A 25,629-nucleotide genomic window follows, 5' to 3' on the forward strand; every position below is an offset into this window, starting at 1 on the left:
AGCATGATGAAGACGATACTCGGGGGATCCGTGAACCGTTCACGTGTCAACGACGTCATCGTCAGTCAGGGAGACAACAGTGACCCTGTTGCAGGACTCCACCCGAACGCGCCGCAGACGCCTGGGAGTCGGGGCGGCGGCCGCCGGACTGCTCGCGGCACTCCTGGCCGCGGGGCCGGTCTCGGCGACGCCCGACCCGGGCGACCGCTCGGCGGCGCCCAAGGGCGTCTCGAAGAGCGTCGAGACCGAAGCCGGGGCGGCGATCGCCGCCGGTGAGATACCCGGCCAGGACGAGATCGTCCACTCGGCCAACATCGAACACCTCACCAACATCCCCAAGGACGCGCTCCCGAACTACAACACGGACCTCGCCTTCCAGGGCAAGTACGCGTTCGCCGGGAACTACGACGGTTTCCGCATCTACGACATCAGCAACCCGAAGGCGCCCCGGACCGTCTCGCAGGTGCTGTGTCCCGGCTCGCAGAACGACATCTCCGTCTCCGGGAACCTGCTCTTCCTGTCCACGGACAGCTCCCGCAGCGACGACTCCTGCGCCTCCACCACCCAGCCCGCGACGGAGAAGTCGTCCTGGGAGGGCATGAAGGTCTTCGACATCAGCGACAAGCGCAACCCGAAGTACGTCGCCGCCGTCGAGACCGCGTGCGGCTCGCACACGCACACGCTGGTGCCGGAGAAGAAGGACGTGTACATCTACGTCTCCTCGTACTCGCCCAGCGCGACCTTCCCCGACTGCCAGCCGCCGCACGACGGCATCTCGGTCATCAAGGTGCCGCGCAAGGCCCCGCAGAAGGCGGCCGTGGTCAACTTCCCCGTCCTGTTCCCCGGTGAGGGCGCGGACGGCGGCGGCAACCCGGGCGGACCCGTCAACCCCGGCGTCTCCAAGACCACGGGCTGCCACGACATCACCGTGCTGCCCTCCGAGGACCTGGCCGCCGGCGCCTGCATGGGCGACGGCATCCTCTTCTCCATCAAGGACCCGGCCCGTCCCAAGGTCATCGACCAGGTCCAGGACAACGTGAACTTCGCGTTCTGGCACTCGGCGACCTTCAACCAGAAGGCGAACAAGGTCGTCTTCACCGACGAGCTGGGCGGCGGCGGCGCGGCCACCTGCAACGCCGCGACCGGCCCGGACCGCGGCGCCGACGGCATCTACGACATCGTCGGCAAGGGCGACAAGCGCCGGCTCGTCTTCCGCAGCTACTTCAAGATCCCGCGCCACCAGGCCGACACCGAGAACTGCGTCGCCCACAACGGCTCGCTGATCCCCGTCAAGGGCAAGGACCTCATGGTCCAGGCCTGGTACCAGGGCGGCGTCTCGGTCTGGGACTTCACGGACTCCACCCGGCCCAAGGAGATCGGCTACTTCGAGCGCGGCCCGCTGAGCACCGACACGCTGACCCTCGGCGGCTCCTGGTCGGCGTACTACTACAACGGCTACATCTACTCGAACGACATCCAGAAGGGCTTCGACGTCCTGAAGCTCAAGGACCGGCGCACGGACCCCGCTTCCCGGGTCCGCATGGACGAGCTCAACGTCCAGACGCAGCCGGATTACTTCGACTGACGCGTCTGACGCGTCTGATGCGGGTCCGTCGGCCGGCCGTCGTCCTCGGCGGCCGGCCGCGGCCACTCGAAGTAGCGGGAGAAGTCCGCCGCCCTGCCGTGCGTCGCGCTCGCGCCGGGCGGCTCCTCGTCGCCCGGCGGGAACCCCCGCTCCCACTCCAGTGAGTACCGCTCGAACAACTCGGTGCGCAGCGCCACCAGCGGCATCGGAGCGCCCGGCACGAGCATCGCGAAGACCGCACCCATCAGCACGGCGCGCAGCATCGGATAGTCCCGGTCGACATCGAGCGTCCCGTGCCGCACGACGGTGTCGCGCAGCAGCGCCGCGAGCCGCTGCTGCTCGGGACACTGCACGAACCCCTCGGCCTGCAGGATGCCCGCCATGTGCGTGCGCATCAGCACCGGCTGGTCCCGGGCGAGCCCCAGGATCGCGTCGACCGCCCGCGCGAGGCGCTCGTCCCCGTCCTGCGTCCGCGGCTCGCACTCCAGGGCCTCTTCGAGGGTCCGGTGCATCAGCCGGTGCACGGCGGACTGCAACAGCTGCCGCTTGCCGGGGAAGTAGTACGAGACCAGACCGCGTGCCGAACCGGCCCGGTCCGCGATGTCGCCGAGCGTCGTCGCGTCGTAGCCGCGCTCCCCGACGAGTTCCAGCGTCGCCTGCAGGAGCCGCTCCCGGGAACGCCGGCGCAACTCCTCATTGACCGACGCGCTTCGGGGGGACATCCTTGACTCCTGCGTTGACTGGCTCTCAGCCAACTATACTCAACGCGTCCCGGCCGCCGGCCCCCTGGGTGCGGCGTGCGCGGGTGTGGGCCGGCCGTATTCGGGCGACGCGGGGGATCGTCCGAGTACGGCCGCGCCACCGGCCTACCGGCCTCCGGACGGTGTCGGCGCTGCCCGGCGGCCGGTCTACGCGCGAACCTCGGGGGGGCACGGCAGGCCGGCCCCGCCCCGGGCGTCTCACCTGCGCCAGAACAAGTGGTGCGCGACCCCGCTCGGACTGGGCACGACCTCCAGGTGATACCGGTCGAGCAGGTCCTCCGGGGTGTCCCAGAGCCGCAGCCCCGATCCGAGCTTCAGCGGGGAGACCGCCACGTGCAGCGTGTCGACGAGGCCGGCGTCGAGGAACTGCCGGACGGTGCCGACACCGCCGCCGAGCCGGACGTCCTTGCCGTGCGCCGCTTCCCGCGCCCGTTCGAGGATCGCGGCCGGCTCACCGGCCACGAAGTGGAACGTCGTGTCGGAGAGCGTGAACGACGGCCGCTCGTGGTGCGTCATGACGAAGACCGGCGTGTGGAACGGCGGCTCCTCACCCCACCAGCCGCGCCACGCGTGGTCCGCCCAGGGCCCGCGCTGGGGTCCGAACTTGTTGCGGCCCATGATCTCGGCCCCGATGTCGCGGGCGAAGTCCCGCGTGAAGTAGTCGTCGAGGCCCCGGCTGCCACCGCCGTCCGTCCGCATGGGCCAGCTCGCCGTGGCACCCGCCCAGGAGAACAGCCGCTCCGGGCGCTCCAGGCCGAAGGGCAGCTCGCGACTCTGGTGCTCACCTGCCCCGATGCCGTCGCTGGAGACGTTGAAGTTCATGACTCGCAGAAGTTGGTCCATGGTGTCCTCGGCAGATCCGGTCGCGTCATCGTGCGGCGGGCACCGCACACCCTGACGTCGAACGGGCGGGAGCCGGATCGACAAAGACCCCCGCTTTTTCCCGGGGTCTTTTTCGCGAGGCCGTCTCAGAGCAGCCCGAGCACCGGACGCAGCCCGTCCGGCCGCTGGTCCACCGGCAGATGATCCACGAAGTGCACCGCACAGCCCAGCTCCGCCGCCCCGCCGTCGGCCCGGCGGTCGTCGCCGACCATCAGGGCGTCGGCCGGCGCCGCGCCCAGCGCCTCGCACTCGGTCGCGAACAGGCGCGGGTCCGGCTTCGCGACGCCGTACCGGTAGGACAGCACGTACGCGTCGACGTACGGGTCGAGCCCGTGCGCGACGAAGACGGGGCGCGGGTCCCAGCCGATGTTGCTGACGACGGCGACCGGCAGGCCGCGCTCGCGCAGGGCCGTCAGCACGTCGAGCGCGTCGGGGTAGGGGTGCCACGCGGCCGGGAGCATGTGGCGCTCGTACAGCGCGTCGTAGAGCCGGTCGTCGGGGAGCGGCACCTCACGGGCGAGGCCCGTGTACGCGGCACGGTGCCGCGTCGCGTCCACGTCGCGGACCGCCATCGCCTCCGCGAGGTGGCCGGGGACCGTCCCGTGGCCGGTGGTGCCCCCGGGCAGCGCTCCTGCCTCGTGCAAGGCCCGCTCCGCCTGCGTGAACGCGGCACCGGAAAGCGTCACCCCCGTCGCGTCGAGCGCCGCGCGCAGCCAGGACGCGGTCGACTCGATGCGAAAGAGCGTCCCGGAGAAGTCGAAGAGCACCGCTTTGATCGTCATGCGTCCGATCCTGCGTCCCGGCCGCGCCGCCCATCAAGGGCTTCGCCGCGCCCGCGCCACCTCTCGTACGTCGTCGCGGACACCACCACCGTCAGCGCCCCGAGCAGCCAGCCGGCCAGGACGTCCGAGGGCCAGTGCACCCCGAGCCAGAGGCGGGTCAGGCCCACGCCGAGGACCGACAGCGCCGCGAGGGCGAGCGCCGCGGCGAACAGGGCGGGCGGGGCGCCGTAGCGGCGCAGGAGCCACAGGCCGAGGCCGCAGACGACCGTCGCGGTCATCGCGTGGCCCGAGGGGAACGCCGCGAAGTGCGCCGAGTCCACCGGATCGCTCCACACGGGCCGCGCCCGGTCGACGGCCGCCTTGAGCGCCTGCTGGACGAGCGTGCCCAGCGCGCACGTCGCCACCAGCCACGCCCCGAGCAGCCGGTCCCGCAGCCGCACGACCACGAGCACCACCAGCACCGCGCACACGGCCCGCATCGCCCACGGGTCCCACACCCAGTCGGAGAGGACGCGGTTGACGTGGGTGAGCCCGGGGTCGGCGACCGCCCGGCGGTGCAGGGCCCGGACGATGGACGAGTCCAGGTCCAGCAGGGGGCGCCAGCCGGCCGCGACGAGCAGCAGCAGGAGCAGACAGGCGGTGGCGAGCGCCGCGGTGAGCGGGGCGCGCGACCGGGGCGGGGTTGCGGTTCGCGCCGGGTACATACCGGAGATCCTCACCCGAAACGAGCCGCGCACACTATCCCAACGCGCGCAGTCCCGGGACGAACGTCACCAGCAGCGGCGCCAGCGGCACCAGGGCCGCCGCCGCGGTCAGCCGCAGCCGCCGGGCCGGGGTGAGCCGCGAGGGCGGGGTGAGCAGCCGGTGCACGCGCTGCGGGACGTGCGTGTGCGGCGTCGGGCAGGGCCCGAACACGCCCCGGTCCTCGTTGAGTTCGACCAGGGCCAGCGCGATGGTGAGGCGGCCGAAGCGCCGCGAGGCCTCGTCGTCGGCGGCCAGCTCGACCAGCCGGTGCATCTGGTCACGGAACGCGGCGAAGACCGGCACCTGCGGAAAGCCGGTGGCCAGCGCGCCCGAGCAGTGCAGCAGCCAGTCGTGCCGCCACCGCGCGTGGCCCCTCTCGTGCGCGAGCACCGCGTCCAGCTGGCGCCCCTTGAGGCGGCGCAACGCGGCCGTGGTGATGACCAGTTGCGGCGTCTGCCCGGGCAGCCACCACGCGTCCGCCCGCTCGCCCTCCAGGACCACGAGCCGGTCGGGGCCTGGCTCCTCGCCGGGCAACAGGGGTGCCCGCACCAGCAGTTCGCTCCGCCGGTGCCTGCGGCGCGTCCGCGCCCTGCGCACCTCCCGGACCAGCATGGCGGCGGTCCAGACCCCGCCGAGCGCGAGCGCCACGGCGACGGTGGCCGCCCAGGGCCCGGTGGTGCGCAGCGCGTAGGCGTCCACGACCCCGTGCGGCGCGGGGGCGAACAGGTGGCCGCGCACCGCCTGCCACGCGGAGGCCGCGCTCAGGGCCATCGACAGCGCGCAGCAGAGCAGGACGCCCGCCACCACGCACTGCCACACCCACAGCGCGACGACCGGCTCCCGCTCGGGCCAGTCGGCGCGCGCCAGCAGGCGCGGGGCGACCAGGGCGAGAAGGGTGCCGAGCAGCAACAGCGCCACGGGGACCGTCATGGTCGTCAGCCTATGAGGCGGGGCGGCCCGGCGATATGATCTCGCGCGCCAAGTGACCTACGACACGGTTTGGTTCGGGCCCGGACGGGACCGCGGCGCGGCGGCTGCGCACCGGCCTACATCGTCAGCAGCATCGCCAGCGTCCCGATCCCCATCGAGAGGCGGCAGGCGCGCGCCAGCTCGGGGCGGTCGCCCCACCCGGCGAACGAGGCGCCGCCCGCGGAGGCCGCGGGGACCAGGCGTGCCCCCGCCCACAGGACGTACACCGCGAAGTAGCCGAGCAGCACCCCGGTGAGCGCCGGGGCGCCGGTCGTGCCGTGGTGGGCGTGGCCCGCCGGGCGGCCGGCCATCTCCAGCGCCATGTACGCCATGGCCACGGTGCCCATCAGATGGTGCAGGTGGTGCGCGCCGCGCCGGGCCGCCCACAGGGCCCGCAGGGCGGCGGCCCCGAAGACGGCCGCGTAGAGCAGCCAGGCCCAGGCCGGCGGCGTGAGGACGGCGGCCGGGACCGCCATCAGGGCCATCCCGAACCCCATGAGCGCCTCGTCGCCGGCGGTGCGGCGCTGCTCCTCGACCCCGCTGCGCAACCGCAGCAGGCAGTACGCGCCGCTCGCCGCGCACAGGGCGACGAGCAGCCAGGCGGCCGACAGCGGTCCGTGCACCCCGGGTCACCCCTCTCTCAGCGGCTCTGGGGGAGATGCCCGGGCATATGGGGGCTTATGGCGGCGCGCGGAAGCACGAGCGGTCGCGCGGCGGCGCCCAGCCGGGCGGGAGCGTCTACGGGCGAATCTCTTTTACGAGTAAAACACCTGCTAATGTTTTAGGTATGAGCAGTACACCGCCCGTCCCGGCCACCCCGCGCACGCGCCCCACCGTCCGAAAGCTCCCGCTGGCGGGAGTGCTGCGCCCGAACCGGCCGTCGGACATCTGGTTCAAACCCGCGACGAGCGTCGTCGCCTCCGCCGCGCTGCCGAACCTGACGCTGCTCGCCCTGGGCCGGCTCGACCTGATGATGTACACGATGGCCGGCAGCTTCTGCGCCCTGTACGGGCACAACCTGCCCTACGCGGCCCGGGCCCGGGCGCTGGCCGGCGTCGTCGCCGGGATGTTCGCGAGCGTCGCCGTGGCCCTCGTCGCCGCGTCGTTCGTCTCCTGCGCGGCGGCCCTCGTGGCGATCGGCGCCCTGCTCGCCGCGGCGCAGAAGACGCTCTGCGACGCCACCCGGATCGGCCCGCCCGGCCACCTGATCTTCACCTTCATCAGCTCCGCGTCGCTCTTCGCGCCCCAGACCATCGGACAGGTCCCGGGCCGCCTCGCCCTCATGCTCGGCGCGGGCGCCGTCGCCTGGCTCGTCGGCATGGCCCCCGTGCTCGTACGCCCGCACGGCCCGGAGCGGCGCGCCACGGCCCGCGCCCTGAACGCGGCCGCGGCCTGCGCCGAGCGCCCCGGCCACGCGCCCGCCCGCGGCGCCGCCGCCGCTGCCGTGCACGCGGCCTGGCAGTCCCTGCTGGCGACCGGGGGCAGGACCGCCGCGCGGCGCGCCCTGGAGCGGCTCGTGGTGCGGGCGGAGGTGGCCCTCGCCGCGCCCGGCGACGCGGACCCGGCGCAGCTGCGCGCCTGGGCCGCCGGGCTGCGCGGCACCGGCGCCGTGCCGCGGCCCGCCCGGATCGCCGGGATCGACGACGAACTGCTCGGCGTCGAGGCCGAGCGCGCCGAGGGCGCCCCGTCGCTGTGGCGGCGCCTCGGCCCGGGCTCGCCCCTGCTCCCGGTCGCCCTGCGCACCTTCGTCGGCTGCGCCCTCGCCGGGTACGCCTCGCTCGCCCTCGGCGTCGGGCGGCCCTACTGGGCGCTGGTCACCGCCGCCTCGCTCTACCAGGCCAACGTGACGCTGACCTGGAACCGCGGCGTCCAGCGCGTCGTCGGCAACCTCGCCGGGGTGCTCGTCTTCGCCGCCGTCGTCCCGCTCGCCCACCTCAGCACGGTCGCGCTGGTCCTGTGCTGCATGGCCTTCAGCTTCGGCGCCGAGGCGCTCATCACCCGCAACTACTGGCTCGGCAGCCTGTGCGTGACACCGATGGCGCTGCTCGTCACCGAGTTCGCCCGCTTCCAGGAGCCCGCCGAACTGATCACCGACCGGGTGGTGGACACGCTGGTCGGCGCGCTCCTCGGGGTCGTCGCCGCGGTCGCCGTCACCAACCGGCGCGCCGGCGACCGCATCGAGACCGCCCTCACCCGCGTCGCCGCCGCCCGCGAGGCCGCCGAGCGGGCCCTCGCCGAGGCCGCGCCCGCGCCCGCCACCCTGGAATCGGTCCGCCGCACGCTGGCCGCGGCCCTGGTGGAGCTGCGCGCCGCCGCCGACACCGCGGCCGGCGAGTGGTGGCAGCGGGCCCTGCCGGAGGACCGGGTGGTCGCGGCCGAGCGGAGCGGACACCGTACGCTCGCGGCCACGGTCCGGGGGCAGGCGCGGGGAGCTGCCGCCGTCGGGGAGACTGGGCGGGCGACGGGCGAACACAGCGGCGCCCGCGGATAGCGGCATCGGTCGAGGAAGGTCGGGTCAGGCAGGATGAACTCCGGTCAGGCGGCATGAGCAGGGAAGCCCACACGGCGGCGGCGCGACCGCCCGACACCGTCTCCTCGGTCGTCCGGCAGTGGCAGGCCGTCCGCCCCGACGTCGACACCGCGCCGATGGAGATCATCGGCCGGATCAACCGGTGCGCGGCACTCCTCCAGCAGGCCGAGGACGCGCCGCTGCGGTACGCGGGCCTGACCCGCTCCGAGTTCGATCTGCTCGGCACGCTGCGCCGCACCGGCCGGGAGCTGACCCCCGGCGACCTGGCGCGCGAGACGTTCTCCTCGGGCGCGGCCGTGACCAAGCGGCTCAAGCAGTTGCAGGAGCGGGGCCTGGTGGCCCGCCGCGGGGACACCCGCGACCGGCGGGTGTCCCATCTGAGCCTCACCGAGGAGGGACGGGCCCTCGTCGACGAGGTGCTGCCCCGCCAGCTCGCGTACGAGGCGACGGTGCTCGGCGGTCTCGACGGCGGCCGGGACACCGAACTGAGCGCCCTGCTGGGGGAGTTGCTCTCCCAGCTCGAAGGCCGCCTCGGCGGCCCCCGGGGCTGATCCCGCGCCGCGGCGTCAGGTGATCGGCAGCTCGGGCTTCTCGGGGGCCATCGACCGCCCGGCGACCTGCGAGGCCAGGACCTTGCGGATCTCCTCCGGCGACAGGTACGCGTCCGTCATCTCGAAGTCCTTGAGCGTCGCGGGCCGGTTCCGCTGGAAGCCGGTGCGCACGAAGTCGTCGCCCGCGAGCGCGTTCAGCCCCCAGTTCGCCGCCGTACGGAAGCGCGCCGTCAGGGTCCGCAGTGCCCCCAGGTGGTAACCGCGGGCCACGATCTGCGCGGGCAGCCCGGTGAGCTGGACGCCCATCGGCTTCGACACCGCCTGGATGCCGCCGAGGTCGACGACGAGCCCGAGGTCCTTGTGCCGGTACGGCGTCATCGGCGTCCGGCGCACCGCCGCGAGGACGTTGCGCGCCGCCGCCCAGCCCTGGCGCATCGCGTGCTGCGCGGTCGGCGGGCAGACCGCGTCGCCGCCCTTGACGAGGTCGGGCACGGCCGCGGCGTCGCCGAGGGCGAAGACGCCGTCGAGCCCCGGCACGGTCAGTTCGGGGGTGACGACGAGCCGCCCCTTGTTCGTCTCCGCCTCCAGCGTCGAGACCAGCGGGCTCGGCGCGACGCCCGCCGTCCAGATCAGGGTGTGGCAGGGCAGCTCACGCCCGTCGGTGAAGGTCACCCGGTCCTCGGTGACCTTGGCGACCGACACCCCGAGCGAGACGTCGACCCCGCGCCGCTTCATGATCTCCATGGCCTTGTCGCCGAGGCGCGGGCCCAGCTCCGGCATCAGCTTGGGGGCGATGTCGATCAGGTGCCACTTGATGCCGCGCGGGTCGAGCCCGGGATAGCGCTTCACCGCCGACGTGGTCAGCCGCTGGAGGTAGGCGGCCGTCTCGGTCCCGGCGTACCCGCCGCCCACCACGACGAACTGCAGCCGCGCCTCCCGCTCGGCCGGGTCCGAACTGGCCGCGGCGAGGTCCAGCTGCGAGATGACGTGGTCCCGGATCCAGGCGGCCTCGGCGAGCGTCTTCACGCCGACCGCGTGCTCCTCGATCCCGGGGATGTCGAACTGCCGCGTCACACTGCCCGGCGTCAGCACCAGCTGGTCGTAGGGCTCGACGACGGTCTCACCGTTGATCTTGCGCACCACGACGGCCTTGGCCTTCGGGTCCACGCCGATGGCGCCGCCCGGGATGATCGAGGTGCGCCGCAGCATCCGGCGCAGCGGCACCGCGACCGACTGGGGCGTCAGGACGCCGGATGCCACATGGGGCAGCAGCGGCAGATAGAGCTGGTGGTCCATCGGGCTGATCAGCTTCAGCACGGCTTCCCCGGGCTTCAGCTCCTTCTCCAGCTTGTGGGCGCACTCCATGCCGGCGAACCCACCGCCGATGATCAGGATCCGGGGCACGGTCGAGGTACGGGGAGCGGTCATGGTTCGGATCTCTCCTGAGCTGGACGGTGTACGGACAGGCGAGGAGCGCTCCCGGTCATGTATCCGGATCGGCGCCGCCGAATCCCCTGACACCACGCCATCCTGCGCCGCACCGCGTGTCCTCGCACGTCAGATCCCCGGCCGGAACCGGATCGGATGCTCCTCGGGGACCTCCACGACACAGATCCGGGTGCCGTCCGGATCGGTGATCCACATCTCCACCAGTCCCCACGGCTCCGTCCGCGGCTCCCGCAGCACCGGCACGCCCCGCGCCGCCAGCTCCTCGTGCGCGGCGTGTACGTCCGCCACCTGGAGCCACAGCTGCAACCCCGGTCTCACCGGGGGTTCGGCGCGACCCGAGACCTCCAGGAAGCCGCCGCCCAGGAAGTACACCGTCCCCCGCTCGGGCCCGGTCCCGAACTCGCGGTGGACGGCCAGGCCCAGCGCCTCGCCGTAGAACGCCCGCGACCGCTCGGGGTCGCCGGGCCGGATGAGAACCCTGCTGCTCAGTACGTGCACCATGACGATGCACAGTAGTGCGACCGGGTTAACCTCGACGGCGCCGACAGGCCCGTGCCCGTACGAGATCGGAGAGCCGCCCATGACCGCCGCCCCGCACCCCGCCACCGACGGCCTGAGCTTCCGCGAGGCCACCGCCGCCGACGTCGACGCACTCGTCGCGCTCGTCGAGTCGGCCTACCGCGGGGACGACAGCCGGGTCGGCTGGACCACGGAGGCGGACATCCTGGGCGGGCAGCGCACCGATCCGCAAGGGGTGCTCGACGTCATCGAGGCCGAGCAGAGCCGGCTGCTCACGGTCGAGCGGGACGGCGCGCTCGTCGCCTGCTGCCAGCTGGAGCACCGCGGCGACCACGCCTACTTCGGCATGTTCGCCGTCAGCCCCGCCCTCCAGGGCGCGGGCCTCGGCAAGGTGACCCTCGCCGAGGCGGAGCGCACGGCGCGCGAGACGTGGGGCGTGCGCGAGATGCACATGACGGTGATCTCCGTGCGCGAGGAGCTCATCGCCTGGTACGAGCGGCGCGGCTACCGCCGTACGGGAAAGATGAGCCCCTTCCCGTACGGCGACGAGCGCTTCGGCCTTCCGCACCGAGCGGACCTGCAGTTCGAGCTGCTGGTCAAGCCGCTGGTGTGAGAGGTCAGGCGGTGAAGCGGCCGGTCCGCTTGATCTCCGGGTAGTCGGTGGTCGCCCCGTCCAGGCCGAGCGCGCGCACGAGGCGCAGGTCGTCCTGGGTGTTGACCACCCAGCCGATGATCCGCAGGTCGGCCTTGCGGGCGTGCTCCACGATCTCCTGCGTCAGCCGCCGGATGTTCAGGACCAGGGTGGTGGCGCCCACCGCCTGGGCCCGCCGGACGACGTCCGTGCCGTAGCGGCTGGCGACGAGCGCGGTACGCACCCCCGGCACGAGCCGAGCGATCTCCGCGACGGCCTCGTCGTGGAAGGAGATCACCTCGACGCGGTGCACGAGATCGCGGCGCAGCATCACCTCGGCGAGCGCCCGGGCCGCGGCCGTGTCCTTGATCTCCGCCTGGAGCGGGGCGCTCACCGCGCCGAGGACCTCCTCGAAGACGGGCACGCGCTCGCCGCGCCCCGCGTCCAGCGTCCGCAGCTCCGCGAGCGTCTTCTCGGCGATCGGGCCCTTGCCGTCCGTGGTGCGGTCCACGTCGGCGTCGTGCATCACGATGAGCGCGCCGTCCTTGCTCAGGTGCAGGTCGAGCTCGATGAGGTCGAGTCCCGCCCGCTCGGCGGCGACGAAGGAGCGCAGGGTGTTCTCGGGTTCGACACCCATGGCTCCGCGGTGCCCGATGGTGAGGAAGTTCAAGGTGGTCTCGCTTCCGTCGGAGGCGGCTCGGCTGCCCCGCGTGCGCCACGCACGCGAGGTGCCCGAGCCTAACGGCCCCCGTCAGTGGGCGAGGCCCGCAAGGGAGTTGACGCGCCGCAGCCGCGCGGAGAGGTGGTGCTGCAACGGCTGCCCGACCGCGGCGAGGTCGTGCGTGAACTCCAGGGTGTCGGCGTCGGCCAGGGTGTAGCGGCGCCGGGTCCCCGCCACCTCCTTGGCGGTGGGGGTGAGCGCCACGCTGTCGGTCGTGAGGTCGACCGCGCCGTCGGCCGCCCGGCCGACGGCGATCTCCGCGATGCCGGTGGGCTGGGTGATCAGCGCCTCCAGGTGGCCGTCCGGCCGCACCCGCCACCAGCCGCTCTCCCGTGCCGCCGGCCGCAGCGCCGCCCCGTCCTCGCCCAGCAGCCAGGCCCGCGCCTCGTACCGCAGGAAGGGGCGCCCGTCGTGCCGGAAGGAGACCTCCTGCGCGTACGTGAACTGCCCGTCCAGCGTCGGGTATCCGCCGCGCCCGCTGCCGCGCCAGCTCCCGAGCAGCCCGAGCACGGGCGTGAGCAGCGGGTGCGGCGCGGGAGCCTCGTCCGCCCGGTCGCTGTCGCGGTACGGGTACGTGGGTGCGGGGTCGGACACGGTGGCGCTCCTGGGGTCGGGGGACGGCGCGCTCAGCGTAGGCCCCGGCGGTTCCGGGCGGATCTTCACCCACCTCCGGCGAGTCCGGCCGATGTGGCAGACGTCATCGTTTGGGCGCCTGGAAACAGGAAAAACAGCGGTGATACCGGGGGGTGCGCAGGATAATTTCCCGGGCCTCCCCTTGTCGCGGAGAACCCGGAACACATACGGTGTTCTGACGCGAGGTTCTCCCGTGGAGGATGGGTCATGACGGAAATTCTTGTGCAGACGGGTACGGAGGAAATCGTTCCTCCGGCTCGACCGGACGGCGACAGGGTGGTGGACCACCCGGCGTGGCCCGTGCTCAAGGGTGCCGTGGAGGAGATCAGGACCTGGCAGGAGAAGGACGGGTCGATCGACTTCGACGCCGCGGACGCCCCCGCCCGGTCCGCCGCGGACCTCGCCCTGGACCGCGTCATATCGGCGGTCGAGCAGCTCGGACCGCTGCTGCCGCACGACGCCGCCTACCACGAGGCGCTCCTGCGCGACCTGCGCCGCTGGGCCGACGACGGCTACCGGGTCCCGGACTTCCTGGACTCGCTCCTCGCCTTCCAGCCCGCCGCGCAGCGCCGGGACGGCCTCCAGCACCTCGTGCTCTTCCCGATGTACACGCAGAACGGCAACCCGGACCGCAATCTGGAAGCCGTCGTGCTGCGCATGGTCTGGCCCGAGTGGCTCGCCGAGCTGGAGGCCACGCGCTACGACAACCCGCTGTTCTGCGGCATCACCTTCGAGGACTTCACCTCGGGCTACGACACGAACTCGGCGGTGCTCTTCCCCGAGACGATCGCCGTGCGCGAGGCCCCCGAGCGCTTCTCCTGGGGCGGCATCTTCTGCGACCGCGAGGCGGCCCGCTTCCGCCGCGTCACCGAGGCGGCCGTGGACATCCTCGGGGTCGAACTGCCCGCGGACATCGCGGAGATGGTCGGCGACCAGGACCGCTGCCAGCAGGCCTTCGTGCTGTGGGACATGGTCCACGACCGCACGCACAGCCACGGCGACCTGCCCTTCGACCCGTTCATGATCAAGCAGCGCCAGCCGTTCTGGATGTACGGCCTGGAGGAGCTGCGCTGCGACCTCACCGCCTTCAAGGAGGCCGTGAAGCTGGAGGCCGACGGCGTCCCGCAGGGCCGCGACGTCCAGTACGCCGTGCTCTTCGACCGGATGTTCCGCTTCCCCGTCACGGGCGAGCGCGTGCGCAACTACGACGGGCTCGGCGGCCAGCTCCTCTTCGCCTACCTGCACAAGCACGACGTGGTGCGCTGGACCGACAACAAGCTGCACATCGACTGGCAGCGCGCTCCGGAGGTCACCAACCAGCTGTGCGGCGAGATCGAGGCGCTGTACCGCGACGGCATCGACCGCCCGAAGCTCGTGCACTGGTTCGCCGCCTACGACCTGGTGTCGACGTACCTCGCGCCGCACCCCGGCTCCCGCTGGGCCAAGGGCCCCGACGCCCTGGACACCAGCCTGCCGCCGCGCAAGCTGGTGGACGAGGTGCTTCCGGACGAGTTTCCGCTCAGCATGTTCTATGAGGCCCTGTCCAAGAAGCTGAAGAGCGTCATCGCGTCGACCAAGGGGATCCGCGCCACGGACGGCGAGCGGGTCGCCGCATGAGCAAGCCCGCACAGGAGGCGACCGCCATGACCGAGACCCACACCGGCGCCGCCGGGGACCCGCTGGACGGCGCCGTGATCGCGGTCGCCGGAGCGGCCGGGCCCGCCGGCCGCGCCACGCTGAAGCGGCTCGCGGAGGCGGGCGCCACGGTCGTCGGCGCCGACGCGGACCCCGAGCGCCTCGCCGAGGCCGTCGACGCGGCGCGCTACGCGCACGGCGGCGCCACCGTCATCGGCGACACCGTCGACCTGCTGGACCTGCGGGCCACCCGCGAGTGGGCGGACCGCGTCGAGAAGGACTTCGGCCGGATCGACGGCCTGGTCCACCTCGTGGGCGGCTGGCGGGGCGGCGCGAGCTTCGCCGAGACCGACCTCGCCGACTGGGACCTGCTGGAGAAGCTGCTCATCCGCACGGTGCAGCACACCTCCCTCGCCTTCCAGGACGGTCTCGGCCGCTCGGACCGCGGCCGCTACCTGCTGATCAGCGCGGCGGGCGCGACCAGGCCGACCGCGGGCAACGCCGCGTACGCCGCCGCCAAGGCCGCCGCCGAGGCGTGGACGCTCGCCCTCGGCGACGCCTTCCGCAAGGCGGGGGGCGATGCCGGACCCCGCCAGGCGGCTGCGATCCTGGTGGTGAAGGCACTGGTGCACGACGCGATGCGCGCCGAGCGCCCCAACGCGAAGTTCGCGGGCTTCACCGACGTCAAGGAGCTGGCCGAGGCCGTCGCCGACGTCTGGAACCGGCCCGCCGCCGAAGTGAACGGGACCCGTCTGTGGCTGACCGAGTAGACAGTGAAGCCGTGAACCCTCCGAAGACCGACGCCCGCCGGCACCACGACCCCGCGACCCGGGGCTTCGCCAGCGACAACTACGCGGGCGCACACCCGGAGGTGATGGCCGCGCTGGCCCTCGCCAACGGCGGGCACCAGGTCGCGTACGGCGAGGACGACTACACGGACCACCTCCAGACCGTCATCCGCAGCCACTTCGGACCGGGCGCCGAGGCGTTCCCGGTCTTCAACGGCACGGGGGCCAACGTCGTCGCGCTCCAGGCGGTCACCGACCGCTGGGGCGCGGTGATCTGCGCCGAGTCCGCGCACATCCACGTCGATGAGGGCGGCGCCCCCGAGCGCATGGGCGGCCTCAAGCTCCTCACCGTCCCGACCCCCGACGGCAAGCTCACCCCCGAGCTCATCGACCGGCAGGCGTACGGGTGGGACGACGAGCACCGGGCGATGCCGCAGGTCGTCTCGATCACCCAGTCCACCGAGCTGGGCACGCTCTACACGCCCGACGAGATCCGCGCGATCTGCGACCACGCCCACGAGCGCGGCATGAGGGTGCACCTCGACGGCTCGCGCATAGCCAACGCGGCCGCGTCCCTGGACGTGCCGATGCGGACGTTCACGAACGCGGTCGGCGTCGACCTCCTCTCGCTCGGCGGCACGAAGAACGGCGCACTGTTCGGCGAGGCCGTCGTCGTCCTCGACCACGGCGCCGTCCGGCACATGAAGCACCTGCGCAAGCTCTCCATGCAGCTCGCCTCCAAGATGCGCTTCGTCTCCGTGCAGCTGGAGGCGCTGCTCGCCAAGGACCTGTGGCTGCGCAACGCACGCCACGCGAACGCGATGGCCCAACGCCTCGCCGAGGGCGTCCGCGCCGTCGAAGGCGTCGAGATCCTCCACCCCGTGCAGGCCAACGGCGTCTTCGCCCGTCTCCCGCACGACGTCTCCGAGCGCCTGATGAAGCGCTACCGGTTCTACTTCTGGGACGAGAACGCCGGTGACGTCCGGTGGATGTGCGCCTTCGACACCCGCGAGGAGGACGTCGACGGGTTCGTCGCGGCGCTCAAGGAGGAGATGGCCCGGTAACCACCAGGCCTCCCGGGCTGCATAGGTATGCGATCGGCCGTAAATGTATTGACGGTGGCCGGTCGCGTTCCTATGCTCCCGTGCCATGCAGCTGATCCAGCAGAACCCCGACCTGTCGGCCTATCTGGCCGCGGACGAGGCCGTCGACCACCACCACCCGCTGGTGCGGGAGACGGCCGCGCGCCTCGCGAAGGGCGCCGCCGACTCCTACGCGTACGCGCGCGCCGCCTACGAGTTCGTCCGCGACACCGTCGTGCACTCGGCCGACAGCGGTGACCTGCGGGTCACCTGGCGGGCCTCCGACGTCCTGGAGCAGCACACCGGCATCTGCCACGCCAAGGCGCACGCCCTCGCCGCGCTGCTGCGCGCCGAGGACATCCCCACGGCCCTGTGCTACCAGCGGCTCACGCACGACGCGGGGACGGGCTGGTGCCTGCACGGCCTGGTCGCCGTCCGGTTCCGCGGCGCGTGGCACCGGCAGGACCCGCGGGGCAACAAGCCGGGCGTCGACGCCCAGTTCTCCCTGGATGGTGAGCGGCTCGCCTGGGTGCCCGACGTCGAGTCCAATGAGATGGACTATCCGGTACTCTTCGATGCACCCCATCCGGCGGTGCTCGACGTCCTGCGCCGCTCCCCGGACCGCCCGTACCTCTGGGAGCACCTCCCCGACTCGCTCGACCCGTAAGGCAGGCCATGCCCCTCCAGCTCACCGTCTCCGACGACGTCCGGACGATCGCCCCGGACTTCCACCACGTCGCCGTCGAGGCGCACGGACTCACGAACGCGCCCAGCACCCCGCGGACGGCGGCCCTGCTCGACGACGCGGCGCGCCGGCTGGCCGGACGGCTCGACGGCCGCGCCCCGCACGAGGACCCGCACATGGCGGCCTGGCGCGCCGCGTACACCGCGTTCGGCGCCAAGCCCAACCGCACGCGCAACTCCGCGGAGGCGCTCGCCCGGCGGGCCCTCGCCGACGGCGGGCTGCCGCGCGTCAACGCACTGGTGGACGTCTACAACGCCGTCAGCGTCGCCCATCTGATCCCGGTCGGCGGCGAGGACCTCGGCCGCATCCGGGGCGGGATGCGGCTCGTGCGGGCCGCCGGTACCGAGGACTTCGTGACCGCCGCCGCAGGCGAGCAGGTCGTCGAGCACCCGGACACGGGCGAGGTCGTGTGGTGCGACGACGAGGGCGTCACCTGCCGCCGCTGGAACTGGCGGCAGGGCACCCGCACCCGGCTCACCGACACCTCCGTCGACGCCCTGTTCCTGCTGGAGGGCATGGGCGCGCACGCGGGCCTGGACGCGGCCGCCGCCGAGCTGGCCGAGCTCCTGCGGCAGGTCAGCCCCGGCGCCCGGCTCAGCGTCGGCGCGGCGCTCTGAGCCCCGGCGTCAGCCCGCCTCGGCGGCCCGGACCTCTTCGGGGGTCGGGGCCGTCCCGCCGAGGTGCGCGGGCATCCACCACGTGTCGTCCGGGCCCTTGGGGCGTACCGGATAGGCGCGCTGCGCCGCTTCGAGGAGCTCCTGCACCCGCTCGCGCAGCCGGCGGGTGATCGCCCCGGCGTACTGGTCGCGCGGCGCCTCCAGGGCCTCGCCCACCCGGATCGTGACCGGGATGTGCTGCCGCTTGAAGTTGCGCGGACGCCCCTTGGTCCACACGCGCTGGGTGCCCCACAGCGCCATCGGGATCAGCGGGACCCCGGCCTCCTGCGCGAGGCGCACGGCGCCCGTCTTGAAGCTCTTGAGCGTGAACGACTCGGAGATCGTCGCCTCCGGGAAGACGCCGATGACCTCGCCGGAGCGCAGCGACCGCAGGGCGTGCTGGTACGCGTGCTCGCCCTGGGCGCGGTCGACGGGAATGTGCTTCATGCTGCGCATGAGCGGGCCGGAGATCTTGTGCCGGAACACCGACTCCTTCGCCATGAAGCGGACCAGCCGCTTCTGGGGCAGGGCTGCGAGGCCGTCGAAGATGAAGTCCAGGTAGCTGATGTGATTGCTGACCAGGACGGCTCCGCCCGAGCGCGGAATGTTCTCCGAGCCCTTGCAGTCGATCTTCAGGTCGAGCGCCTTGAACATCGTTTTGGCGGCGCCGATGACCGGACGGTAGACGAGCTCTGCCATGGAGGGGGTGGACCCTTCTTATTGCCGTGGGGAGTTTCTTCCGGAGGATTCCGGAGGAGGTGGCTCCCGGCGGTAAGTTACGCAGCCGTAGGTTTTCCGGCTTGCGCAGATCGTGCCCCAAGAACGGCCGACTGACCAGCCCTGGTTCCGTCCGTGCGCGAGATCCTCGTCACGTGGGCGGGAATAGCGCGTGGCGTCGTGACGCTGCTGGGGAAAGGGTGGATTCAGGAGGTGTGGGATGGCGGTCGGTGAAATGACGTTCGACGCCAAGCAGTTGGGCGCGGAACTGGGGGAGCGGGCCACGCTCGTCCAGTTCTCCAGCGCGTTCTGCGCGCCCTGCCGGGCCACCCGGCGTGTCCTCGCCGAGGTCGCCGCACTGGTCCCCGGCGTCCGGCACATCGAGATCGACGCCGAGGACAGACTCGACCTCGTCCGCCGCACCGGCGTCGAGCGCACCCCGACCGTCCTGGTCCTGGCCGCGGACGGCCGCGAAGTACGCCGCGCCGCGGGGCAGCCCCGCAAGGCGGATGTCATCGCAGCGCTGGGGCAAGCGGTCTGAGAGGCGGCTTCCCGGATGACGGAACGCGCTTGACTGCACGCACCACCTATCGTCAGTCTGACCGTATGCTTCATGAACTCCTTCTCTTCCAGCGGGTCCACGTCGACCTGGCCCGCTGTTCGAGCGCGCGCTGTCCTGCTTCCTGACGCAGCCACGGACCCCGCTCGAACCCTCCGGCAGAAGGACAACTCCATGACGGCCACACCCGACCTGCGCGCCGCCCGGCCCGCCACCCCCGACCTCCTGCGCTCGGTCTTCCGCCGGCACGCCGCGGGCGTCGCGGTGATCACGGCGGCGGGCGACGCCCCCGTGGGCTTCACCGCCACCTCCCTCACCTCCGTCTCCGCCGAGCCCCCGGTCGTCTCGTTCGGCATCGGCCTCGCCGCCTCCAGCTGGCCCACCGTCGCCGAGGCCGGCCACGTCGGCGTGCACATACTCGGCGAGCACCAGGCCGACCTCGCCGGCACGTTCGCCCGCAGCGGAGCCGACCGCTTCGCCGCCCCCACCCGCTGGCACGAGGGCCCCGAGGGGGTCCCCGTCCTCGACGGCGTCCTCGCCTGGCTCGTCTGCAAGGTCATCGCGCGGGTACCCGCCGGGGACCACCGGATCGTGCTCGCCGAGGCGGTCTGCGGTGACCCGGCGGGAGACGGGCGCCCGCTCCTGTACCACCAGGGCCGTTTCAACGGGCTGCGGGACTGAGCGACGCGCCGGAAGTGCCTGCTGGCGCACGGCTGCGGGGCGTTGGGAAGGTCACAGTTCAAAGCGCTTGCTCAGCGGGCATGAACTGGGTGTACTGACGAGTAATATTTCGTTCGGAGCGCGGGCCGCCCCGACCGGAGGAGTCCGCTTCAGGCGCCTATGCTGCCTGCAAGAAGGTGCTGTCAGCCGCAGCAGCATAAGTCGCGAAGTACAAGACGATTGCAGTAGGAGAGCCGGCGTGAGCTTGAGGATCGTTGTCACTGTGAAGTACGTGCCCGACGCCACCGGCGACCGGCACTTCGCTGATGACCTGACCGTCGACCGTGATGACGTGGACGGGCTGTTGTCGGAGCTGGACGAGTACGCGGTGGAGCAGGCGCTGCAGATCTCGGAAGTACGACGAGAAGCGGGCGACGACGTGGAGATCACCGTCCTGACGGTGGGTCCCGAGGACGCGAAGGACGCGCTGCGCAAGGCGCTGTCGATGGGCGCGGACAAGGCGATCCACGTCGAGGACGACGACCTGCACGGTACGGACGCGATCGGTACCTCGCTGGTGCTGGCGAAGGCGATCGAGAAGGCCGGCTACGACCTCGTGGTCTCGGGCATGGCCTCGACGGACGGCACGATGGGCATCGTGCCGGCGCTGCTCGCCGAGCGGCTGGGTGTGCCGCAGGTCACGCTGCTGTCCGAGGTGGCCGTCGAGGGCGGCAAGGTGACCGGCCGCCGCGACGGCGACACCGCCTCCGAGCAGCTGGAGGCCGCGCTGCCAGCCGTCGTCTCGGTGACGGACCAGTCCGGCGAGGCCCGCTACCCGTCGTTCAAGGGGATCATGGCGGCGAAGAAGAAGCCGGTGGAGTCCTGGGACCTGTCCGACCTGGACATCGAGGCCGAAGAGGTCGGTCTGGAGGGCGCCTGGACGAAGGTCGAGTCGGCCGCCGAGCGTCCGGCGCGCACCGCGGGCACGATCGTGAAGGACGAGGGTGAGGGCGGCAAGCAGCTCGCCGAGTTCCTCGCTGGCCAGAAGTTCATCTAGCAGCTTCGGCCGTTCCGGCAAGTCCACCCCACCTTCCTTTGTTGCAGGAGATTGAAGTCCCATGGCTGAAGTTCTGGTCTACGTCGACCACGTGGACGGTGCCGTCCGCAAGCCCACCCTCGAACTGCTGACCCTGGCCCGCCGCATCGGTGACCCGGTCGCCGTCGCCCTCGGCGCCGGTGCCGCGGGCACGCAGGCCGCGCTCGCCGAGCACGGCGCGGTCAAGGTCCTCACGGACGAGTCGGCCGAGTACGCCGATTACCTGGCCGTGCCGAAGGTCGAGGCGCTGCAGGCCGCCGTCGAGGCCGTCTCCCCGGTCGCCGTGCTGATCCCGTCCTCCGCGGAGGGCAAGGAGGTCGCGGCGCGGCTGGCGCTGCGCATCAAGTCCGGTGTCATCACCGACGCCGTCGACCTGGAGGCCGGGGACGAGGGCCCGGTCGCGACCCAGTCGGTGTTCGCCGCGTCCTACACCACCAAGTCCCGCATCTCCACGGGCACCCCGGTGATCACGGTCAAGCCCAACTCCACCGCGGTCGAGGCGGCCCCGGCCGCCGGTGCGGTCGAGGCCCTGTCGGTCTCCTTCTCGGACGCCGCGAAGGGGACGAAGGTCACCTCGCGCACGCCGCGCGAGTCGACGGGCCGCCCGGACCTGACCGAGGCCGCGATCGTGGTCTCCGGCGGCCGGGGCGTCAACGGCGCCGAGAACTTCGCGATCATCGAGGCGCTCGCCGACTCGCTGGGCGCGGCCGTGGGCGCCTCGCGCGCCGCGGTGGACGCCGGCTGGTACCCGCACTCCAACCAGGTCGGTCAGACCGGCAAGGCCGTCTCGCCGCAGCTGTACATCGCCAACGGCATCTCCGGCGCGATCCAGCACCGGGCCGGCATGCAGACCTCGAAGACGATCGTCGCCGTCAACAAGGACGCCGAGGCCCCGATCTTCGACCTCGTCGACTACGGCGTCGTCGGCGACCTCTTCGACGTCGTCCCGCAGCTCACTGACGAGGTCAAGACCCGCAAGGGCTGAGCTCACCGGGCAGGCGGACCTGCCGACGGGGCCGTGTGGCGTTCATCGCCGCGCGGCCCCGTCCGCGTACCGGGACCATGCGAGAGGGCCATTGACGCCGAACACCCCGCCGGTTAACTTCGCTATACGGATTGTTGATTCCGTGAAGCGGAAAACGTGAGCGTATGGAGGGTGCAGGAATGGGTCAGCAGGAGAAGGTGTCGACGAGCCTCGCGGGCGCGGTCAGCGAGGGCATCAGCGCCTCACTCGCCCCGGTCGACGCGGAGCTGGGCCGCCGCTACCCCGGAGACCCAGGAACCCGGCAGCCGGTCCACACGGTCTACGTCCCCGGTGACGCCTTCGACGCGGGCACGATCCGCTCCTGGGGCGACCAGGCCCTCGCGCAGCTCGACGAGCACGCCCCGGACGCCGCCTCGTTCGCCGGGGTCCTCGGGCTGAGCGACGCGTTCGCCGAGCCCGTGTACAGCCGCGTACGGGCGAAGCTGGAGCGCGAGCCCGTCGAGGACCTGCGCGTGGACTTCGAGGACGGCTACCGGCCCGCCTCCTCCGCGGACGAGGACGAGACGGCCGCGCGGGCCGCGCGCGTCATCGCGGAGGCGTACGCGCAGGGGACCGCCGCCCCGTACATGGGCATCCGCATGAAGTGCATGGAGGCGCCGGTCCGCGACCGCGGCATCCGCACGCTCGACATCTTCCTCACCGGTCTGATGGAGCACGGCGGTCTGCCCGACGGGCTCGTCCTGACACTGCCCAAGGTCACCTACCCCGAGCAGGTCACGGCGATGGTCCGGCTCCTGGAGGCCTTCGAGAAGAGCCACTCCCTGGACGCCGGGCGGCTCGGCTTCGAGATCCAGATCGAGACCAGCCAGTCCATCCTCGCCGCCGACGGCACCGCCGCGGTGGCCCGCATGATCGACGCCGCCGAGGGGCGCGCGACCGGGCTGCACTACGGCACCTTCGACTACAGCGCCTGCCTCGGCGTCTCCGCCGCGTACCAGGCCAGCGACCACCCGGCCGCCGACCACGCGAAGGCCGTCATGCAGGTCGCCGCCGCCGGCACCGGGGTGCGGGTTTCCGACGGTTCGACGAACGTGCTGCCCGTCGGCCCCACCGCCAAGGTCCACGACGCCTGGCGCCTGCACTACGGCCTCACGCGCCGCGCCCTCGCCCGCGCCTACTACCAGGGCTGGGACATGCACCCGGGCCACATCCCGACGCGGTACGCCGCCGTCTTCGCCTTCTACCGCGAGGGCTTCGAGCAGGCCGCCGCCCGCCTCGCCGCCTACGCGCACCAGACCGCCGGCGACATCGCCGACGAGCCCGCCACCGCCAAGGCGCTCGCCGGGTACCTGCTGCGCGGCCTGGACTGTGGTGCGCTCGACGTCGCCGAGGTGGCCCGCCTCAGCGGCCTGACCCGGGCCGACCTGGAGGGGTACGCCGGGCCGCGCCGCGGCGACCTGACGGCCACGACCGCGTAGCCGGCCGGGACGACGACGCAAAGGCCCTGGCGGCTTCCCCTCGGGGAAGCCGCCAGGGCCTTCTTCCGTCCTCGGCGCCGGTGCGGCAGCGGCCGCGGAGGCGTCATCTGGAGCCGGTCACCGCGCGGGCGGGATCTCCCCGGAGCCGCGCTGGATCAGCCGCGTCGGCAGCTCGATGCGCTCCGGCAGCAGCGCCACCCCGTCCAGCTGGCGGAACAGCCGCTCGGCCGCCGTCCGGCCCAGCTGCGCCGCGTCCTGCGCGACCACGGTGACCCCCGGCCGGAGCAGATCGCCCAGCTCGATGTCGTCGAAGCCCACCAGGGCGACCCGCCGGTCGAGCTCGGCCAGGACCCGCACCACCGTCACCGTCACGCGGTTGTTGCCCGCGAAGATCGCCGTGACCGGCTCCTGCCCCTTCAGCATCTCCTCCGCGGCGCGCCGCACCCGCTCGGGATCGGTGACGCCCAGCGACATCCACCGCTCGTCGACCGGTATCCCCGCGTCCTCCATCGCCGCCCGGTACCCGCGCAGGCGCTCCGCGGCCGTGTGGATGCGCGGCTGGTCGCCGATGAAGCCGATGCGCCGGTGGCCGCCCGCGATGAGGTGCGCGACGCCGTCCCGGGCGCCGCCGAAGCTGTCGGAGAGCACGACGTCCGCGTCGATCCGGCCGGCGGGCCGGTCCACGAACACGGTCGCCACGCCGGCCGCGATCTCCGGTTCCAGATAGCGGTGGTCGTCCCCGGCCGGGATCACGACGAGGCCGTCCACCCGGCGCGCGCACAGCGCGAGCACCAGCTCCTGCTCGCGCTCGGGGTCCTCCGCGCTGGAGCCGTTGATCAGCAGCGCGCCGTGTGCCCGGGCGACCTCCTCGACGGCGCGGCTGAGCGGGCCGTAGAACGGGTCCGCCAGATCCTCCAGGACGAGACCGATGCTGGCCGTACGCCCCTTGCGCAGGACCCGCGCGCTGTCGTTGCGCCGGAACCCCAGCGCGGCGATCGCCTCCTGGACGCGGCGCTCGGTGTCCGGCGTGACGCCCGGCTCGCCGTTGACGACCCGGGAGACCGTCTTCAGGCCCACCCCTGCGCGCGCGGCGACGTCCTTCATGGTCGGGCGATTGCCGTAGCGGTTCTCGGTGCGGCGGGCGGTGCGGTCCACTATGCGCTGTCCTGTCCTGTCGTCGCTGCCGGGGAAGCCGGCCACCCCGCAGAGGTGACGTGACCCGATTCAACAGGGTTCATCATCCTGTACGGGCGTGTGGCGTCGAGCATAGGGCCTGGACAACGTTGTCAGATGCGAGGGAGACTGTCCACCGCTCTTCTTTGCTTCCTAGACTTTCCTTCTCCGACCTGCCTTTTCTCCAGGGGATCTGACACTGATGCACATGGACCTCGTCGCCGCGCTCGACATCGGCGGCACCAAGATCGCCGGCGCCCTCGTGGACGACCAGGGCCGCATCCTGGCGCGGGCGCAGCGGCCGACTCCCGCGCAGGAGGACGGTGAGACGGTGATGGGTGCCGTGGACGCGGTCCTGACCGAGCTGACGGTCGGCGAGCTGTGGCCCCGGGCCCGGGCCGTCGGGATCGGCAGCGCGGGGCCCGTGGACCGCTCGGCCGGCACCGTCAGCCCGGTGAACGTGCCGGGGTGGCGCGGCTTCCCGCTGGTCGAGCGGGTCCGGCAGATCGCGGGCGGGCTGCCCGTCGAGCTCGTCGGGGACGGCGTCGCCATGACGGCGGCCGAGCACTGGCAGGGCGCGGCCCAGGGACATGACAACGCGCTGTGCATGGTGGTCTCCACCGGGGTCGGCGGCGGCCTCATTCTGGGCGGTCAGCTCCACCCCGGCCCCACGGGCAACGCCGGGCACATCGGCCACATCAGCGTCGACCTGGATGGCGACCCGTGCCCGTGCGGCGCGCGCGGCTGCGTCGAGCGCATCGCCAGCGGTCCGAACATCGCCCGCCGGGCGCTCGCCGACGGCTGGCGCCCCGGGCCCGACGGCGACGCGTCCGCCGCGGCGGTGGCCCGCGCGGCGCAGGCCGGCGACCGGGTGGCCGTCGCCTCCTTCGAGCGCGCGGCGCAGGCCCTCGCGGCCGGAATCGCGGCGACCGCGACGCTCGTCGAGATCGACATCGCGGTGATCGGCGGGGGGGTGGCGAAGGCGGGCGACGTCCTGTTCGCCCCACTGCGCCGCGCGCTGCGCGACTACGCCACGCTCTCCTTCGTGCAGCGGCTCACGGTGGCCCCGGCGTCGACGGGCACCGACGCGGGGCTGGTGGGCGCGGCGGCCGCGGCCCTGCGGTCCGGCTCCGCCCTGAACGAGACGCATCCGCAGGCGGTTTGAGGGCGGTTCCGTTCGTCCGCGGGTTCGGTGGGGGTGCGTTCCCGGCTGCGGCGCCGGTGGGGGCTGGTCGCGCAGTTCCCGGCGCCCCTGAGAGGCGCACTGCGTGCGCCCCTGTTTGTCGGCTGCGGGCGGT

At 72.7% G+C, this 25,629-nt stretch carries 27 protein-coding genes; 15 read left to right on the forward strand and 12 right to left on the reverse strand.

Annotation, left to right across the window (positions count from 1 at the left end; all coding sequences use genetic code 11):
- Positions 1 to 79: 79 nt before the first annotated feature.
- On the forward strand, positions 80 to 1,585 hold the full coding sequence (locus ACIBW6_RS16760) for an LVIVD repeat-containing protein (protein ID WP_399060093.1): 1,506 nt from the start codon (positions 80 to 82) through the stop codon (positions 1,583 to 1,585).
- Here ACIBW6_RS16760 and ACIBW6_RS16765 read toward each other — a convergent pair.
- From ACIBW6_RS16765 to ACIBW6_RS16790, 6 genes are all read right to left on the reverse strand, one after another.
- Positions 1,573 to 2,307, reverse strand: a complete 735-nt coding sequence (locus ACIBW6_RS16765; protein ID WP_399060095.1) for a TetR/AcrR family transcriptional regulator — start codon at positions 2,305 to 2,307, stop codon at positions 1,573 to 1,575. The genes ACIBW6_RS16760 and ACIBW6_RS16765 overlap by 13 nt on opposite strands.
- 237 nt (positions 2,308 to 2,544) lie before the next feature.
- Positions 2,545 to 3,189 carry a dihydrofolate reductase family protein gene (locus ACIBW6_RS16770; protein WP_399060097.1) on the reverse strand — a complete coding sequence of 215 codons (645 nt, stop codon included), beginning with the start codon at positions 3,187 to 3,189 and terminating at the stop codon, positions 2,545 to 2,547.
- 125 nt (positions 3,190 to 3,314) lie between these two features.
- Positions 3,315 to 4,010 carry an HAD family hydrolase gene (locus ACIBW6_RS16775; protein ID WP_399060099.1) on the reverse strand — a complete coding sequence of 232 codons (696 nt, stop codon included), beginning with the start codon at positions 4,008 to 4,010 and terminating at the stop codon, positions 3,315 to 3,317.
- Entirely contained in the window at positions 4,007 to 4,714 is a 708-nt protein-coding gene (locus ACIBW6_RS16780) for a phosphatase PAP2 family protein (RefSeq protein ID WP_399060100.1), read from the reverse strand. The genes ACIBW6_RS16775 and ACIBW6_RS16780 overlap by 4 nt, the downstream gene beginning before the upstream one ends.
- 34 nt (positions 4,715 to 4,748) lie before the next feature.
- Positions 4,749 to 5,684 (reverse strand): M56 family metallopeptidase, encoded by a 936-nt coding sequence (locus ACIBW6_RS16785; protein ID WP_399060102.1) that lies wholly within the window; start codon positions 5,682 to 5,684, stop codon positions 4,749 to 4,751.
- Positions 5,685 to 5,800: 116 nt separating this feature from the next.
- Complete coding sequence (locus ACIBW6_RS16790) at positions 5,801 to 6,346, reverse strand: DUF5134 domain-containing protein (protein ID WP_399060104.1); 546 nt, start codon at positions 6,344 to 6,346, stop codon at positions 5,801 to 5,803.
- Between the two features lie 164 nt (positions 6,347 to 6,510).
- Between ACIBW6_RS16790 and ACIBW6_RS16795 the strand changes: the two genes are divergently transcribed.
- Positions 6,511 to 8,214: an FUSC family protein gene (locus ACIBW6_RS16795; RefSeq protein ID WP_399060106.1), complete on the forward strand. Its 1,704-nt coding sequence runs from the start codon at positions 6,511 to 6,513 to the stop codon at positions 8,212 to 8,214.
- A gap of 53 nt (positions 8,215 to 8,267) precedes the next feature.
- Positions 8,268 to 8,804 (forward strand): MarR family winged helix-turn-helix transcriptional regulator, encoded by a 537-nt coding sequence (locus ACIBW6_RS16800; protein WP_399060108.1) that lies wholly within the window; start codon positions 8,268 to 8,270, stop codon positions 8,802 to 8,804.
- Positions 8,805 to 8,819: 15 nt separating this feature from the next.
- Here the strand turns inward: ACIBW6_RS16800 and ACIBW6_RS16805 are convergent, their stop codons facing one another.
- Together ACIBW6_RS16805 and ACIBW6_RS16810 are read right to left on the reverse strand one after the other, a co-directional pair.
- Entirely contained in the window at positions 8,820 to 10,232 is a 1,413-nt protein-coding gene (locus ACIBW6_RS16805) for an NAD(P)/FAD-dependent oxidoreductase (protein WP_399060110.1), read from the reverse strand.
- A gap of 129 nt (positions 10,233 to 10,361) precedes the next feature.
- Positions 10,362 to 10,754: a VOC family protein gene (locus tag ACIBW6_RS16810; RefSeq protein ID WP_399060112.1), complete on the reverse strand. Its 393-nt coding sequence runs from the start codon at positions 10,752 to 10,754 to the stop codon at positions 10,362 to 10,364.
- 79 nt (positions 10,755 to 10,833) lie between these two features.
- Here ACIBW6_RS16810 and ACIBW6_RS16815 point away from each other — a divergent pair, with 79 nt between their 5' ends.
- Positions 10,834 to 11,385, forward strand: a complete 552-nt coding sequence (locus tag ACIBW6_RS16815) for a GNAT family N-acetyltransferase (RefSeq protein ID WP_399060114.1) — start codon at positions 10,834 to 10,836, stop codon at positions 11,383 to 11,385.
- 4 nt (positions 11,386 to 11,389) lie between these two features.
- On the opposite strand, the gene ACIBW6_RS16820 is transcribed toward ACIBW6_RS16815, so the two are convergent.
- The gene (locus ACIBW6_RS16820) at positions 11,390 to 12,073 is read right to left on the reverse strand and encodes a glycerophosphodiester phosphodiesterase (RefSeq protein WP_399060116.1); all 684 of its coding nucleotides are present in this window, start codon (positions 12,071 to 12,073) and stop codon (positions 11,390 to 11,392) included.
- 81 nt (positions 12,074 to 12,154) lie between these two features.
- The gene (locus tag ACIBW6_RS16825) at positions 12,155 to 12,718 is read right to left on the reverse strand and encodes an FABP family protein (RefSeq protein WP_399060118.1); all 564 of its coding nucleotides are present in this window, start codon (positions 12,716 to 12,718) and stop codon (positions 12,155 to 12,157) included.
- Positions 12,719 to 12,964: 246 nt separating this feature from the next.
- Here ACIBW6_RS16825 and ACIBW6_RS16830 point away from each other — a divergent pair, with 246 nt between their 5' ends.
- The 5 genes from ACIBW6_RS16830 to ACIBW6_RS16850 all read left to right on the forward strand — a co-directional run bounded on the left by ACIBW6_RS16830 (position 12,965) and on the right by ACIBW6_RS16850 (position 17,624).
- Positions 12,965 to 14,374: a DUF6421 family protein gene (locus ACIBW6_RS16830; protein ID WP_399060120.1), complete on the forward strand. Its 1,410-nt coding sequence runs from the start codon at positions 12,965 to 12,967 to the stop codon at positions 14,372 to 14,374.
- Positions 14,375 to 14,400: 26 nt separating this feature from the next.
- Positions 14,401 to 15,162, forward strand: coding sequence for an SDR family NAD(P)-dependent oxidoreductase (locus tag ACIBW6_RS16835; RefSeq protein WP_399060549.1), 762 nt, complete (start codon positions 14,401 to 14,403; stop codon positions 15,160 to 15,162).
- A gap of 11 nt (positions 15,163 to 15,173) precedes the next feature.
- Positions 15,174 to 16,244, forward strand: coding sequence for a threonine aldolase family protein (locus ACIBW6_RS16840; RefSeq protein WP_399060122.1), 1,071 nt, complete (start codon positions 15,174 to 15,176; stop codon positions 16,242 to 16,244).
- A gap of 85 nt (positions 16,245 to 16,329) precedes the next feature.
- Entirely contained in the window at positions 16,330 to 16,929 is a 600-nt protein-coding gene (locus ACIBW6_RS16845) for a transglutaminase domain-containing protein (protein ID WP_399060124.1), read from the forward strand.
- Positions 16,930 to 16,937: 8 nt separating this feature from the next.
- A complete protein-coding gene (locus ACIBW6_RS16850; RefSeq protein ID WP_399060126.1) occupies positions 16,938 to 17,624 on the forward strand; it encodes a B3/4 domain-containing protein in 687 nt (228 codons plus the stop codon).
- A gap of 9 nt (positions 17,625 to 17,633) precedes the next feature.
- Here ACIBW6_RS16850 and ACIBW6_RS16855 read toward each other — a convergent pair whose 3' ends face one another.
- Positions 17,634 to 18,362, reverse strand: coding sequence for a lysophospholipid acyltransferase family protein (locus ACIBW6_RS16855; protein ID WP_399060128.1), 729 nt, complete (start codon positions 18,360 to 18,362; stop codon positions 17,634 to 17,636).
- Between the two features lie 238 nt (positions 18,363 to 18,600).
- Between ACIBW6_RS16855 and ACIBW6_RS16860 the strand changes: the two genes are divergently transcribed.
- The 5 genes from ACIBW6_RS16860 to ACIBW6_RS16880 all read left to right on the forward strand — a co-directional run bounded on the left by ACIBW6_RS16860 (position 18,601) and on the right by ACIBW6_RS16880 (position 23,158).
- Positions 18,601 to 18,921 carry a TlpA family protein disulfide reductase gene (locus tag ACIBW6_RS16860; protein WP_399060130.1) on the forward strand — a complete coding sequence of 107 codons (321 nt, stop codon included), beginning with the start codon at positions 18,601 to 18,603 and terminating at the stop codon, positions 18,919 to 18,921.
- Between the two features lie 192 nt (positions 18,922 to 19,113).
- The gene (locus ACIBW6_RS16865) at positions 19,114 to 19,620 is read left to right on the forward strand and encodes a flavin reductase family protein (protein ID WP_399060132.1); all 507 of its coding nucleotides are present in this window, start codon (positions 19,114 to 19,116) and stop codon (positions 19,618 to 19,620) included.
- A gap of 238 nt (positions 19,621 to 19,858) precedes the next feature.
- Complete coding sequence (locus tag ACIBW6_RS16870) at positions 19,859 to 20,656, forward strand: electron transfer flavoprotein subunit beta/FixA family protein (protein ID WP_399060134.1); 798 nt, start codon at positions 19,859 to 19,861, stop codon at positions 20,654 to 20,656.
- A 61-nt stretch (positions 20,657 to 20,717) separates the two neighbouring features.
- A complete protein-coding gene (locus tag ACIBW6_RS16875; RefSeq protein ID WP_399060136.1) occupies positions 20,718 to 21,680 on the forward strand; it encodes an electron transfer flavoprotein subunit alpha/FixB family protein in 963 nt (320 codons plus the stop codon).
- A gap of 179 nt (positions 21,681 to 21,859) precedes the next feature.
- Entirely contained in the window at positions 21,860 to 23,158 is a 1,299-nt protein-coding gene (locus tag ACIBW6_RS16880; RefSeq protein ID WP_399060138.1) for a DUF6986 family protein, read from the forward strand.
- Positions 23,159 to 23,275: 117 nt separating this feature from the next.
- Here ACIBW6_RS16880 and ACIBW6_RS16885 read toward each other — a convergent pair whose 3' ends face one another.
- Positions 23,276 to 24,313 carry a LacI family DNA-binding transcriptional regulator gene (locus ACIBW6_RS16885; protein WP_399060140.1) on the reverse strand — a complete coding sequence of 346 codons (1,038 nt, stop codon included), beginning with the start codon at positions 24,311 to 24,313 and terminating at the stop codon, positions 23,276 to 23,278.
- Between the two features lie 220 nt (positions 24,314 to 24,533).
- Between ACIBW6_RS16885 and ACIBW6_RS16890 the strand changes: the two genes are divergently transcribed.
- Entirely contained in the window at positions 24,534 to 25,496 is a 963-nt protein-coding gene (locus ACIBW6_RS16890; RefSeq protein WP_399060142.1) for an ROK family protein, read from the forward strand.
- Positions 25,497 to 25,629: the final 133 nt, after the last annotated feature.

Source organism: Streptomyces sp. NPDC049813, from assembly GCF_044465085.1.
Classification (GTDB): domain Bacteria; phylum Actinomycetota; class Actinomycetes; order Streptomycetales; family Streptomycetaceae; genus Streptomyces.